The organism is Haloferax marinum, from assembly GCF_009674625.1.
Lineage (GTDB): Archaea > Halobacteriota > Halobacteria > Halobacteriales > Haloferacaceae > Haloferax > Haloferax marinum.
In genome coordinates, this window is the sequence record NZ_WKJQ01000001.1 from 853,820 (window position 1) to 866,393 (window position 12,574).

The 12,574-nt window shown below is 62.6% G+C and carries 13 protein-coding genes; all 13 read right to left on the reverse strand.

Annotated elements, in window-relative coordinates; translation table 11 throughout:
* Nucleotides 1–25: 25 nt before the first annotated feature.
* The gene (locus GJR99_RS04355) at nucleotides 26–1,546 is read right to left on the reverse strand and encodes an NADH-quinone oxidoreductase subunit N (RefSeq protein ID WP_151109638.1); all 1,521 of its coding nucleotides are present in this window, start codon (nucleotides 1,544–1,546) and stop codon (nucleotides 26–28) included.
* The gene (locus tag GJR99_RS04360; protein ID WP_151109640.1) at nucleotides 1,546–3,075 is read right to left on the reverse strand and encodes a complex I subunit 4 family protein; all 1,530 of its coding nucleotides are present in this window, start codon (nucleotides 3,073–3,075) and stop codon (nucleotides 1,546–1,548) included. Before GJR99_RS04360 ends, GJR99_RS04355 begins: the two co-directional genes overlap by 1 nt.
* Nucleotides 3,072–5,093 carry an NADH-quinone oxidoreductase subunit L gene (gene nuoL / locus GJR99_RS04365; protein ID WP_151109642.1) on the reverse strand — a complete coding sequence of 674 codons (2,022 nt, stop codon included), beginning with the start codon at nucleotides 5,091–5,093 and terminating at the stop codon, nucleotides 3,072–3,074. The genes GJR99_RS04360 and nuoL overlap by 4 nt, the downstream gene beginning before the upstream one ends.
* Nucleotides 5,094–5,097: 4 nt before the next feature.
* Nucleotides 5,098–5,400 carry an NADH-quinone oxidoreductase subunit NuoK gene (gene nuoK, locus GJR99_RS04370; protein WP_151109644.1) on the reverse strand — a complete coding sequence of 101 codons (303 nt, stop codon included), beginning with the start codon at nucleotides 5,398–5,400 and terminating at the stop codon, nucleotides 5,098–5,100.
* The gene (locus GJR99_RS04375) at nucleotides 5,400–5,768 is read right to left on the reverse strand and encodes a proton-conducting membrane transporter (protein ID WP_151109646.1); all 369 of its coding nucleotides are present in this window, start codon (nucleotides 5,766–5,768) and stop codon (nucleotides 5,400–5,402) included. The genes nuoK and GJR99_RS04375 overlap by 1 nt, the downstream gene beginning before the upstream one ends.
* Nucleotides 5,765–6,025, reverse strand: coding sequence for an NADH-quinone oxidoreductase subunit J (locus GJR99_RS04380; RefSeq protein WP_058573143.1), 261 nt, complete (start codon nucleotides 6,023–6,025; stop codon nucleotides 5,765–5,767). Before GJR99_RS04380 ends, GJR99_RS04375 begins: the two co-directional genes overlap by 4 nt.
* A 105-nt stretch (nucleotides 6,026–6,130) precedes the next feature.
* Nucleotides 6,131–6,592, reverse strand: coding sequence for a NuoI/complex I 23 kDa subunit family protein (locus GJR99_RS04385; RefSeq protein ID WP_151109648.1), 462 nt, complete (start codon nucleotides 6,590–6,592; stop codon nucleotides 6,131–6,133).
* Nucleotides 6,589–7,638: a complex I subunit 1/NuoH family protein gene (locus GJR99_RS04390; protein WP_151109650.1), complete on the reverse strand. Its 1,050-nt coding sequence runs from the start codon at nucleotides 7,636–7,638 to the stop codon at nucleotides 6,589–6,591. Before GJR99_RS04390 ends, GJR99_RS04385 begins: the two co-directional genes overlap by 4 nt.
* Nucleotides 7,638–9,305: an NADH-quinone oxidoreductase subunit D gene (locus GJR99_RS04395; RefSeq protein ID WP_151109652.1), complete on the reverse strand. Its 1,668-nt coding sequence runs from the start codon at nucleotides 9,303–9,305 to the stop codon at nucleotides 7,638–7,640. Before GJR99_RS04395 ends, GJR99_RS04390 begins: the two co-directional genes overlap by 1 nt.
* Nucleotides 9,302–10,003, reverse strand: coding sequence for an NADH-quinone oxidoreductase subunit B (locus tag GJR99_RS04400; RefSeq protein WP_151109654.1), 702 nt, complete (start codon nucleotides 10,001–10,003; stop codon nucleotides 9,302–9,304). The genes GJR99_RS04395 and GJR99_RS04400 overlap by 4 nt, the downstream gene beginning before the upstream one ends.
* Entirely contained in the window at nucleotides 10,000–10,416 is a 417-nt protein-coding gene (locus GJR99_RS04405) for an NADH-quinone oxidoreductase subunit A (protein WP_151109656.1), read from the reverse strand. The genes GJR99_RS04400 and GJR99_RS04405 overlap by 4 nt, the downstream gene beginning before the upstream one ends.
* A gap of 188 nt (nucleotides 10,417–10,604) precedes the next feature.
* Entirely contained in the window at nucleotides 10,605–11,219 is a 615-nt protein-coding gene (gene purE / locus GJR99_RS04410) for a 5-(carboxyamino)imidazole ribonucleotide mutase (RefSeq protein ID WP_151109658.1), read from the reverse strand.
* 79 nt (nucleotides 11,220–11,298) lie between these two features.
* On the reverse strand, nucleotides 11,299–12,447 hold the full coding sequence (locus GJR99_RS04415; protein WP_151109660.1) for a 5-(carboxyamino)imidazole ribonucleotide synthase: 1,149 nt from the start codon (nucleotides 12,445–12,447) through the stop codon (nucleotides 11,299–11,301).
* Between the last annotated feature and the right edge of the window lie 127 nt (nucleotides 12,448–12,574).

A 12,574-nucleotide genomic window follows, 5' to 3' on the forward strand; every position in this document is an offset into this window, starting at 1 on the left:
CCGAGTTTTCAGGCCGTCGAGACGCTCAGAAGAGCGCCGCGGCGACGGTCTGTGCCGTCTCGATGACGGGTTGGAAGCCGGGGAGGAGAAGCACCGTCCCGACAGCGGCGAAGATGACCGCGACGTACAGCCCAACCGGCTGACTGCCGATTTCGAGCGGCTTCGACGGCTCTTCTATCCACATCGCCTTGACGACGCGGCTGTAGTAGAACAGCGACAGCGCGCTGTTGACCGCACCGACGGCGGCGAGCCACCAGAAGCCGGACTCGATGGCCGAGTAGAACAGGGCGTACTTCGAGACGAAGCCACCGAACGGTGGCAGCCCTGCCAGCGAGAACATGAAGATGGTCATCGCCGTCGCAGCGATGGGCACCTTCGTCGCGAGGCCGTTGTAGTCTTCGAAGGTTCGGCCGATGCCCCACTTCTCGGCCATGGCGATGAACAGGAACGCCCCCGTGTTCATGAAGCCGTAGACGAGGAGGTGAGCCATACTCGCGCCGAGAACGTCACCGTTCGCGGCACCACCGTCGACGGTGATGGCCGCGAGGCCGATGAGCGCGTAGCCAGCGTGTCCGATAGAGGAGTACGCGAGCATGCGCTTGACGTTCTCTTGGGTCGCTGCTGCGAAGTTACCGAGCGTCATCGTGACGACGGCGAGCACCGCGAACAGAATCGACCAGTCCACGCTGCCACCACCGAGCGCGGTGATGGTGTCGAGGGGGAACGCGACGGTGAAGACGCGGAAGGCGACGGCGAACCCGGCCGCCTTCGACGCCGACGAGAGGAACGCACTCACGGGTGCGGGTGCGCCTTCGTACGCCTCCGGCGCCCAGAAGTGGAACGGGACGGACGCGGTCTTGAAGGCGAACCCACCGGCGATCATCAGCACGCCGAGTCCGAGGACACCGACGAGTCCGTCGGCACCGGTGAGGTTAGCCGCGACGTCCGGGAGGACGAGCGACCCGGTGACGGCGTACACGAGGCTGATACCGAACGCGAACACCGCCGACGACACTGCACCGATGAGGAAGTACTTCAGCCCCGCCTCGACGCTGCCGCGGTTCTTCTTGAGGAACGCGACGAGCGCGTACGATGGCAGCGAGGCGAGTTCGAGGCTGACGAACACCGTCGCCAGCGAGTTCGACATCGACATGAGCGTCATCCCCGTCGCGGCGAAGATGACGAGCGAGTAGAACTCACCCTGGTAGCGGCGGTCTGCGAGGTAGTCGAACGACGCGACAGAGACCATCGCGGCGACGCTCGTGAAGATGAGCGTGAAGAACAGGCTCATCCCGTCGACGACGAGTGCGTCGCCGTAGAGCGAAATCGCACCGCCAGTCTTCTCCATGCCGGTTCCTGCGATGAGGAACCAGCCAGCGATACCACCAGCGGCGAGCGAACCGAGCGTCGCCGTGCCGGCGAGCAGACCGTTGTTCGACGTGTCCGGGTCGATGGTGTCGATGACCAACAAGAGCAGGCCCGTCAACGCGAGTACGATGGCGGGTGCCGTCGCCGTCCAGTCAGGGAGTGTCTGCAGTGGCGTCATTAGAACGCACCTCCCAGTTCGAGAATCGGATTAACTGCTTCCTGAATCATAGTGAAGAAGATGTCAGGCTGGACACCGAGCACGATGGTCAGAAGCAGCAGCACCGCGAGCGGTGCCACGTCGTGGAACGGTGCTTCTGTGATTTCGTAGTCGCCATCGAACTCGAATGGGCCGAACAGCGTCCGCTGCATCGCGAACAGCAGGTAGCCCGCCACGATGACGATACCGAACATGGCTGCACCGGTGAAAAGCGGCATGGCCGCCATCACGGTGGACTCGAACGAGCCCTTGAAGATGAAGAACTCGGCGGCGAATCCGGCCATGAGCGGGAGGCCCATGTAGCCGAACGCACCGGCGACGAAGATGCCCGCCGTAACGGGCATCTTGTCCGCCATCCCGGACATGTCCGTGACCATGCGCGTGTGCGTCGTGTTGTAGATGACACCGACGGCCATGAACATCAGACCGGAGATGAGGCCGTGGGCGACCATCTGGAAGGTCGCACCGCCGACACCGTAGGTGGTGTAGGCGATGAGACCGAGGATGACGTACCCCATCGACGACACGGAGGAGTACGCGACGATGCGCTTGAGGTCCTGTTGTGCCAGCGCGAGCAGTGCGCCGTAGATGACGCTCGCGACGGCAATCAGGGCGATGGGCAGCGCGAAGCTACGCGCCGTCTCCGGCAGCATCGTGAAGTTGAACCGGAGCAGGGCGTACGTACCCATCTTCAGGAGCACCCCGGCCAGCATGACCGACGCCGGCGTGGGGGCTTCGACGTGAGCGTCCGGCAGCCACGTGTGGAACGGGACGACCGGGACCTTGACCGCAAAGCCGAGGAACATCGCGATGAACGCGACCGACGCCAGTGCACTCGCCGAGAGACCGGCGAAGCCGCTGAGTTGGCCAGCCTGCAACGCCTGGGCAATCTCGGGCAGTCGGAGCGAGGAGATGGAGTCTCCCAGTCCGAACACGAGCGAGATGAACCCGATGAACATCACGAGCGACGCGATGTTCGTGTAGACGAAGAACTTGATCGCCGCGTACTTGCGGCGTGGGCCGCCCCAGACACCGATGAGGAAGTACATCGGGACGAGGACGGCCTCCCAGAAGACGAACCAGACGAAGAAGTCGAGCGCCGTGAAGACGCCGAGGAGGTTCGCCTCCATCAGGAGCATGAGTCCGTAGAACTGCGACTCACGTTCCGAGATAGGGGTCCACGAGCTCAGGATAGCGAGCGTGGTGAGGATGGTCGTCAGGACGACCAGCGGGAGGCTGATGCCGTCGACACCGACCATCCAGTGGAGGTCGTACTGGCCGAGTTGCAGCCAGACGACGTCTGTCTCGAACGCGATGTTCCCACCCAAGAGGGCGTTCCCGCTCGCGTCGTACTGTTGCCACATAACGAGGCTCCCGAGAACGGGAACCAGACTCAGCGCGAAGGCCGCCTTGCCGGCGATACGGTCCGGCAGGACGAACGTGACCAGCGCGGCGAGGAACGTGACTGCGATGAGCGCTTCGATTATCATGCGAACCAACCTCCGATGAGACCGAGGCCGAGAAGTAGCGCCGTCAATCCGAGGGTGAGGAGCGCGGCGTAGTTGCTCACCACACCACTCTGGATACGCCTCATGCGCGAACCGAGGAACAGACTGACGCTGGAGACGCCGTTGACGACGCCGTCGACGACGCCTTGGTCGAACTTATCGAGTACGCGCGAGATGGGCTGGACGACGCCAGTCGCGATCCAGACCTGGTACTCGTCTTGGTAGTAGTTGTTGTACAGTACGGTCTTGATGCTCCCGAGTTTCTCCGTGTGCTCGACGGGTTCGGGGACGTTGTACAGCACGTACGCGAGACCGGCACCAGCGAGTGCGAGACCGAGCGAGACGGCCGCACCGATGGCGACCGTGCCCGCCTCACCGCCGATGTAACCCGAACTGTACGGGATGAGTTCGGCGTAGTGGTGGGCGTTCAGCGAGTCGAAGCTCCCGTCGAGGAACTGGTGCAGGAAGTCGATTCCCTTGATGCCGAAGAGTTTCTCGACAGGGACCATGTTGACGAGACCAGCCGTCGCGGCGAGAACGCCGAGGACGGCGAGCGGAGCCTTCACGTTCCAGCGGACGCCGTGGGGGTTCCGCGCCGTCTCGGACCGGGGCTCACCGTGGAAGGTGAGGAACACCATGCGGAAGGTGTAGAAGCCGGTGAAGAAGACGGCAAGCAGGCCCATCGCGTAGGCAGCCAGCAGAATCGGACTGCCACCGAGGCCGTGGATGAGCGTCTCGTACAGCACCTCGTCTTTCGACCAGAAGCCGGCGAACGGGACGATACCCGCGAGCGCGAGCGACCCAGAGAGGAACGCGTAGTAGGTCACGGGCATCTTCTCTTTGAGACCACCCATGTCCCACATGTTCTCGTTGTGGTGCATCGCGATGATGACCGAACCGGCACCGAGGAAGAGAAGCGCCTTGAAGAAGGCGTGCGTCATGAGGTGGAACGTCGCGGCGACGTAGCCACCGGCACCGAGGCCGAGCATCATGTAGCCGTACTGGCTGATAGTCGAGTACGCGAGGACCTGCTTGATCTCTTTCTTGACGACACCCATCGTCGCCGCGAAGAGGGCGGTGAAGCCCCCGATGAGGGCGATGATGGCGAGCGTCGTCGGGGTCAGCGCGTAGAAGCCGTACATCCGGGCGACGAGGTAGACACCGGCCGCGACCATCGTCGCTGCGTGGATGAGTGCGGAGACCGGGGTCGGACCTTCCATCGCGTCCGGAAGCCACGTGTGCAGGGGGAACTGCGCGGACTTGCCGACGACGCCTCCGAGAACGAGGAGGCCGACGACGGTGAACCACGCCTGTTCGCCCATGCCGAGGAACGTGTTGACCGAGTGTTCGCCGGCGAGCGCTTCTTCTGCGAGCACCGGGAAGGCGTCGGGGCCAGCGAAGGCCGCCGAGCCGAACGTCGCGAACACCGCGACGACACCGATGAGGAAGAAGTAGTCACCGAAGCGAGTGACCAAGAATGCCTTCTTCGCCGCGCTCGGCGGGCCGTCCTGGCGGAACCAGAAGCCGATGAGCAGGTAGGAACACAGCCCCACGAGCTCGAAGAACATGAACGCCATGAGCAGGTTGTCTGCGACGACGAACCCGAGCATGGAGGCGGTAAAGAGGCCGAGCCCGGCGTAGTAGCGCGGGAGGCCAGTCTGACCGTCGTCGTTCATGTAGCCGAGACTGAAGACGTGGACGAGGAACGCGATGAGCGTCACGATGACCAGCATCATCGCCGAAAGCGGGTCGATGAGGAGGCCGAACGTGAGGTCGACCGCGTCTAACCCTTCTGCCCACGTGTAGATCGTCTGATTGTACGTCTGTCCGCCACTGACGGCGACGAACGTCGCGACTGCGAGCAGGAACGAGCCTGCAGTCGCGCCGATGCCCGCCAGGGCACCTCCCTTCGGCATGTACCGCCCCGCCCCGAGTGCGATCAGGAACGAGAGGAACGGGAGGAGGACAATGGCCGGAGCGAATTCGAGTATGCCTGCCATAAATTTACCACCTCATCGTCGTTGCCTTCGTGACGTCGACGTCGTCGAAGTTGCGGTACAGTACGAGGATGATACCGATACCCACCGCGACCTCGGCGGCGGCGAGCGCCATCGTGAAGAGGCCGAACGTCTGGCCCGTCACGTTGCCCCAGTAGTAGGAGAACGCGACGAGGTTGATGTTCGCGGCGTTGAGCATCAGTTCGACCGACATCAGGAACAACAGCGCGTTCCGCCGGGTGAGCAGGCCGAAGAGGCCGATGCAGAACACCGCGGCAGACAGGATGAGGTAGTACTGTGCGGGTACCATCAGTGGTCACCCTCCTCATCGTCGAACAGCGTGCGCTTGAGTTCCCGACCGCCGTCGGTCAGGATGGTGCGCATCTGACCGCTTTCTCCCTCGCGGCGTGCGAGGAGGACTGCGCCAGCGAGTGCGGCGACGAGCACGAGGTCGATGATTTCGAACGCGACCAGCATGCTTTCGCCTGGGACGCTGCCGAAGTCGAGGTTGAACATCGTGTATCCGATGCTCGCGGTCAGATTAGCTCCCTCCGCGAACCCTTGTGGGTTCGGGAACGACGCACCGAGGAACACGACTGCCATCACGACGAACAGCGCGACGGCAGCGAGTCCGGGTACGAGATGCGAACCGAGCTTCAACTGTGGTTTCGTGGTCATGTACTACTCACCTCCGGGTTGATACGCGTCAGCATCACGGCGAACGTAATGAGAATCAGCACCCCGCCGACGTAGACGAGGATCTGCATGGCGGCGAGGAACTCCGCCTGCAACATCACGTAATGCACCGCGACGCTCAAGAGCGCGCCCCCGAGCAGGAGTGCGGAATGCCAGATGTCCCGCACGAGGACGACGCCCAGGCTGCAGCCCACGGTGATGAGGGCGAACAGCGCGAACGCGATGGTTTCATAAACCATTGTGTGTGTCTCCTTGAGATATCCCTTTGAACATTTCGAGAACGTCCTCAGTGCCCCGTAACGGGCGCACGCTGACGGTACTCGAACGATTCACTCGCGGTCATGTTACTGATAGTCGACCTCTCCTTCGCCCTCGCCGACCCACGCGTTGCGGTCGGGGTTGCGAGAGTTGAGCGGGTCGATATCCTTGTACCACGGGACGTTCTTGAGCTGTTCTTTGTTGTAGACGAAGTCGTTCTTGGTGTCGGCCGTGAACTCGAAGTTCTGCGTGAGCAGAATCGCGTCGACGGGACAGACCTCCTCACACAGTCGGCAGTAGATACACTGGCCGATGTGCAGGTTGTACTGTTCGCCGTTGCGCTTGTCGTCTTGAACGATCTGAATCGTGTCGTTCGGACAGACGTTCTCACACTGGCGGCACCAGATACAGCGCTCTTGGCTGAACTTGTGGACACCGCGGAAGCGCGGACTCACTTCGGGCGCTTCCTCGGGGTACTCGACCGTGAAGGTCTGCCCGTCGAGTGCGTGCTTCAGCGTCACTGCCATACCCTTCAGAATTCCAATCATGCAATCACCCCCACGATGATGGCCGTGAGAACCAGGTTGGCGAAGGACAAGACGAGCATGCCCTTCCAACCGATTTCGAGGAACTGGTCGACGCGAAGGCGCGGCACTGCAGAGCGCGCCCACTGGGTGAACAGGAAGAACGCCCAGATTTTGATGGTGAACCAGACGAACCCAGGCAGGACCGGCCCTGCGGGGCCGCCGAGGAACAGCGTCGCCGCGATAGCGCCACCGAGGAAGATGTGGATGAACTCACCGAGGTAGATGAGGACGAAGTAGATAGAGGAGTACTCCGTCTGATACCCGGCGACGATTTCGGTCGGCGCTTCGGGGATGTCGAACGGGTTGCGTCCAATCTCCGCGAGGTTCGCGATGATGAACAGCGCGAACGCGAACGGGTTGACGAACGCGAACCAGGTCGGAATCGACACGCCCGCGACCGTGAGCAGCGGTTCTGCCTGCACGGCGACGATTTCGCTCATGCGAAGCGACCCGGCGAAGATGACGACCGAGGCCGCGGTGATGACGAGCGGAATCTCGTAGGCGATGTTCGCTGCGACGGCGCGAAGCGCACCGATGAGCGAGAACTTGTTGTTCGACGCGTAGCCAGACATGACGAGACCGAGCGAGGCAATCGACGCCGCCGCGAAGGCGAACGCGAGGCCAGTTTCGGGGTCTGCGAGTTGGATACCGTTCCCCATCGGGATGACAGCGAACCCAAGCAGCGCAGAAAACGGAATGATCATCGGTGCGATGTCCCACGCGGGACGGTCGACGCCTTCGGGAACGATGAGTTCCTTCGACATCAGACGGACAGCGTCCGGAATGATGACGAGCAACCCGAACGGCCCGATACGGTTGACCGCGATACGGTCACCGAACGCGGCCGTAATCTTCCGTTTCGCCCACGGGCCGGCGATTGCCGTCGTGATGAGCATGATGTTGGCGATGATGAACGCGCCAATCAGCCCACCGACGACGTCGCCGAGGACGCCTTCGAGGCCGAGGAGGCCGCTGATGGTGTCCGGAAGCGTAACTTGCAGACTCATCAACGGTCCACCTCGCCGAGAACGATGTCGAGGCTACCGAGCGATGCGATCATGTCCGGGATGTATTCGCCTTCGGACATCTCGGGGAGTGTCTGGAGGTTGGAGAAACACGGACTGCGAATCTTGAATCGGGCCGGCTTGTCCGTGCCGTCGGCGCGGATGTAGATGCCGAGTTCGCCCTTCGCGCCTTCGACGGCGCGGTAGATTTCCGTGTCCTCGTCGGGTTTGAGGGTGCGCGGAACGTTCGCCTGGATGTTCCGCTCGTCTTCTGGCCAGTCTTCGAGCAGGTCGACACACTGCTGGATAATCTTGGCCGACTCCTCGACTTCGCGCATACGCACGAGCAGGCGCGAGAAGTTGTCACAGCCGTCTTCGACGACGACGTCCCAGTCGAGTTTGTCGTAGTAGCCGTAGGGGTCGTCGCGGCGAAGGTCGTAGTCGATGCCAGACCCACGGGCGACCGGTCCGGTCGCACCGTAGCTCTTGGCGACTTCCGGTGGGAGGACACCAGTCCCGACCGTACGGGCCTGGAGAATCTCGTTCGAGGTGATCATGTCGTGGTACTCCTCGAGCGCCTCCGGCAGGTCGTCGATGAAGTCACGAATCTTCTCGAAGAACTCCTCGCGGGGTTCTGGGAGGTCCCAGACGACGCCACCGAGACGGAAGTAGTTGAACATCATCCGCTGACCGGTGAGGTCTTCGAGGATGTTCTGGACGATTTCACGGTCCCGCATGGCGTACATGAAGATTGCCGTGAAGTCGCCGTAGACGTCGAGTGCGAACGTGCCGAGCGCGATCATGTGCGACGCGATACGGCAGAGTTCGGCACCCATCGTCCGGATTATCTGTGCGTACTCCGGGACCTCGATGTCCGCGAGGTCCTCTGCGGTGCGGGCGTAGGCCCACTCGTTGAGGAGTCCAGCCGAGATGTAGTCCCAGCGGTCGGGGTACGGCATAATCTGGTGACGGTACGTCCCCATCTGGCACATCTGCTCTTCACTGCGGTGGAGGTAGCCGATGTCGGGGTCGAGGTCGACGACCTGTTCGCCGTCGACGACCGTCTCGACGTGCAGCACACCGTGGGTCGCCGGGTGGTGTGGGCCGATGTTGATGAACATCGTGTTGCCCTCGTCACCGCGACTGTCCTGTGCGAGGGGGTTGGCGTGCTCGGTGAGCGTCGCAATCTGCGGACGGTCCTGGTCGTAGTCGAGTCCCAGTGGGTGACCCTGCCACGTTTCCGGGAGGAGGATGCGGCGAAGGTCCGGGTGGTCCTCGTACCGAATTCCGACGAGGTCGTACGCTTCACGCTCGTGCCAGTCGGCCGTGCGGAACACGGGTTCTGCAGTCTGGCTGACCGGGTCGTCCTTCGACGTCGGGACGACGATGCTCACTTCGTCGGTGCGCTCGTCGTACTTCGTCAGGTGGTAGATGGACTCGTAGCGGTCCTCGTACTCCTGTGCGGTGACACACGAGAGGTGGTCGAATCCAGCCTCGTCGCGAAGTTTGAACAGCGTCTCTTGGACCTGGTCGGGTCGGATGACGAAGCCCGGTGCGTTGAGGTGTTCTTCGCGGCTGATGACGAGGTCACCGAGCAGGTCGGCGAGTTCGTCGCCACGGGAGCGCTCTTGCACTGCGTCTTCTTGCGGTTCCTGTTCTTCCACGCTCATGGTGAATCAGCCCAGTTGTACCGCATGACGAGGTCGTCTTCGTCGATTTGCTCTGCGAGTTTGTCGACGATTTCGTCGCGCTCGAGGTCGCCAAACTGTTCGAGTTCGTAGGGCTTGACCGTGACGGGGCTCGACTCGCCGTTCGCGATACGCTCTTGGAGCTTCGCGATACCGTAGACGAGTGCTTCCGGGCGCGGCGGGCAACCGGGGATGTGGATGTCCACCGGGATGACCTCTTCTGCGCCCTTGACGACGTTGTAACTCTCCTGGAACGGGCCGCCCGAGATGGTACACGAACCCATGCCGACGACGAACTTCGGTTCGGGCATCTGGTCGTACACACGCTTCATGCGCGGGGCGAACTTCGAAACGATGGTCCCCGGCACGATGATGACGTCGGCCTGTCGTGGCGACGCACGCGGCACACCGGCCGCGAAGCGGTCCAGGTCGTGCTTGATCGCGTACGTGTGCATCATCTCGATACTGCAGCAAGCGATACCGAACTGCAGCATAAACATCGAGGACCCACGAACCCAATTCATGAACTTGTCGAACTTCGTGAGGATGAACGGCGACGAACCGAACGCCTCCCGAAGTTTCGAGTTGAACCGGTCGTCCGCGCCGGCCATGCGGGCGTCGCGGGTCTCGGTCTGTACCTGTGTATCGTCCGTGACGAATGGTTTTTGTTCGCTACTCATGCGTCTTGTCTCTCTGTCTTACGACGGTTCGCCTGCGGGCTTTTGACCCACTTGACGGCGCCGTTGCGCCACGCCCAGACGAGTCCGACGACGAGCACACCGATGAAAACGAGCATCGGTGTCAGAATCGTCGCCAGAGACGCGCCTTGTTCGAGAGCGGAGCGGTAGATGACTGTCCATGGGAAAATCAGGACAGTCTCGATGTCGAACACGACGAACAGCAACGCGACCATGTAGTACTGTATGTTAAACTGGACGCGTGCCGTGCCGGTCGGCACCTCACCACTCTCGTAGGTGGCACTCTTTCCTTGTTCCGGTACGCTTGGGCGAAGCATCGCCGACATCGCCATCATGACTAATGGTAAGCCGACAGCGACGACGCCCATCGCACCGATTGCAATCCAATCACTCATGCGGTGTCTCCCTGACGTGCGGCGGTTAGAAGCGCTCCCCTATAAACATTGATTTGTGTGTTTCGGGCGCGAGAAGGCTTCTAAAAGGAAAATACGCTCATAGACGCCCGGAGGAGCGCTCCGGGGACGTTTCGGCCGAAATCGCGTCCGACGCGCCCCGCCAGCGACCCTCAAAATTGGGGGATATGTTACCGGGAAGATTCGCGGAAGCCCGCGATACCGAGGTCGTGGAGCGCGGCGGACGTTTCGGCCACGTCGGCGACGAGTTCTTCGTGATACTCGACGAGTCTGTCTTCGAGTTCCGGATAGCCGCGCGCGAGCATCTGGACCGCCGACAGTGCCGCGTTGAACGACTTGCCGGCGTCGACGGCGACGATGGGCGCTCCCGTCGGCATCCCGATGACCGAGTCGACGGACTTCTCCTGGACGGGGACGCCGACGACGGGGAGCGGATACGCGATGGACGCGGTCATGTTCGGGAGGTCGGCAGACTTCCCGCCCGCGCCCGCGATGATAACTTCGACGCCGCGCGCTCTCGCCGTCTCACCGTAGGCGTACATCAGGTCCGGCGTCCGGTGTGCGGAGACGACGTACGTCTCGTAGGTGAACCGCTCGTCGGGTGCGTCGTCGAAATCCGTCTGTTCACCGAACCCGAGCGTGTCGAGCGCCTCGTGCGCGCCGGACATCACGTCGAGGTCGGAGTCCGACCCCATGATGATGCCCACGTCGGGCGTCGTCGCGGGGTCACGGTCTGCGTCGGCCTGTGCGTGAAGTTCGTCGATGAGGTCCTGTTCGGTCGTCATTGATGATGAGGTGTGGTGTTCGGAGGTGTGGTGTTCGAAGGGGTGGTCAGTTCGGGATGGTTCGGTCGGAGGTGAGCAGTCAGTCGAAGTAGAGTCCGTCTCGGAGCGTACGCGCGCGGTCTAATAGTTCTTCGACGGCTTCGTCGTCAGTACCGATGGCAGTGAGGTGACCCATCTTTCGCAGCGGTCGCACCTCGTCTTTGCCGTACCAGTGGAGCGAGACACCCGACTCGGAGAGCGGTGCTTCGAGCCCTGCGAGCCGAGCAGGTTGCGACTCGTCGACGGTTCCGAGGATGTTCGCGCTCACGGTGGGCGCGCGTCGGTCGGTCGAACCGAGTGGCCACCCGAGGACGGCGCGGACGTGCTGTTCGAACTGCGAGCAGACTGCACCTTCGATGGTCCAGTGGCCCGAGTTGTGCGGGCGAGGGGCGACTTCGTTGACGAGGACGTCGCCGGCTGCCGTCTCGAACAGTTCGATGCCGAAGACGCCGCGTCCGGGGAGGTGTGAGAGCACCTCGCGGGCGACTCGGTCTGCCTCTTCGGTCACCTCGTCCGTCGTCCGTGCGGGGACGATGGTCTCACGGAGAATCTCCTCCTCGTGGACGTTCTCTCCGACGGGGAAGGTTCGAATCTGGCCGTCGCCACGAACGCCGATGACGGAGAGTTCGCGCTCGAAGTCGACGAACGCCTCGGCCATCGCCGGACCGCCGACTGCGTCGATGGCGTCTTCTGCGTCCTCGGGGTCGGTGACGGGGACGTTCCCACGGCCGTCGTAGCCACCGGTTCGGGCCTTCAGCATGACAGACCCGAACTCGTCGAGTGCGGCGCGTAAGTCCGCGGCGTCGTCGACGCGGTGGAACGGCGGAATCGGGATGTCTGCCTCACCGAAGGTGCGCTTCTGGACGAGTTTGTCTTCGATGGTTCGAAGCGCGTCGGGTGAGGGGTGGACCTCGATTCCTTCTTCGGCGGCGAGTTCGTCGAGGAGGTCTGGGTCCGCGAGTTCTATCTCGAACGTCAGCGCGTCGGACCGCGCGGCGAGTTCCGCCATCGCAGCTGGGTCGGTGAAGTCTCCGACGATTTGGTCGGCGACCGCCGACGCGGGGCAATCAGGAGTCGGGTCGAGAACGACGATGTCGACGCCGAGCGGAGCGGCGGCCTCGGCGAGCATACGCCCGAGTTGGCCCCCGCCGACGACGCCAAGCGTGGGTCCGGGTACGGTGACGGTCACGGTCGGCGATTCAGTACGTCGGTGCATAAATGTTGCCACATTTGACGCCCAAATGAACACGTTCGTGAGTATTTTGACGAGGGACTCCGCCAGTGGCGAGCGCAGTTGCTCGCCGACGAGCGTCGTC

Bases quoted from the DNA above. Each gene is read 5' to 3' on its own strand.
- GJR99_RS04385 (WP_151109648.1), bottom strand. From the start codon at position 6,592: ATGATTGGAATTCTGAAGGGTATGGCAGTGACGCTGAAGCACGCACTC.
- GJR99_RS04380 (WP_058573143.1), bottom strand. From the start codon at position 6,025: ATGGTTTATGAAACCATCGCGTTCGCGCTGTTCGCCCTCATCACCGTG.
- purE (WP_151109658.1), bottom strand. From the start codon at position 11,219: ATGACGACCGAACAGGACCTCATCGACGAACTTCACGCACAGGCCGAC.
- GJR99_RS04375 (WP_151109646.1), bottom strand. From the start codon at position 5,768: ATGACCACGAAACCACAGTTGAAGCTCGGTTCGCATCTCGTACCCGGA.
- GJR99_RS04390 (WP_151109650.1), bottom strand. From the start codon at position 7,638: ATGAGTCTGCAAGTTACGCTTCCGGACACCATCAGCGGCCTCCTCGGC.
- nuoL (WP_151109642.1), bottom strand. From the start codon at position 5,093: ATGGCAGGCATACTCGAATTCGCTCCGGCCATTGTCCTCCTCCCGTTC.
- GJR99_RS04400 (WP_151109654.1), bottom strand. From the start codon at position 10,003: ATGAGTAGCGAACAAAAACCATTCGTCACGGACGATACACAGGTACAG.
- GJR99_RS04395 (WP_151109652.1), bottom strand. From the start codon at position 9,305: ATGAGCGTGGAAGAACAGGAACCGCAAGAAGACGCAGTGCAAGAGCGC.
- nuoK (WP_151109644.1), bottom strand. From the start codon at position 5,400: ATGGTACCCGCACAGTACTACCTCATCCTGTCTGCCGCGGTGTTCTGC.
- GJR99_RS04405 (WP_151109656.1), bottom strand. From the start codon at position 10,416: ATGAGTGATTGGATTGCAATCGGTGCGATGGGCGTCGTCGCTGTCGGC.
- GJR99_RS04360 (WP_151109640.1), bottom strand. From the start codon at position 3,075: ATGATAATCGAAGCGCTCATCGCAGTCACGTTCCTCGCCGCGCTGGTC.
- GJR99_RS04355 (WP_151109638.1), bottom strand. From the start codon at position 1,546: ATGACGCCACTGCAGACACTCCCTGACTGGACGGCGACGGCACCCGCC.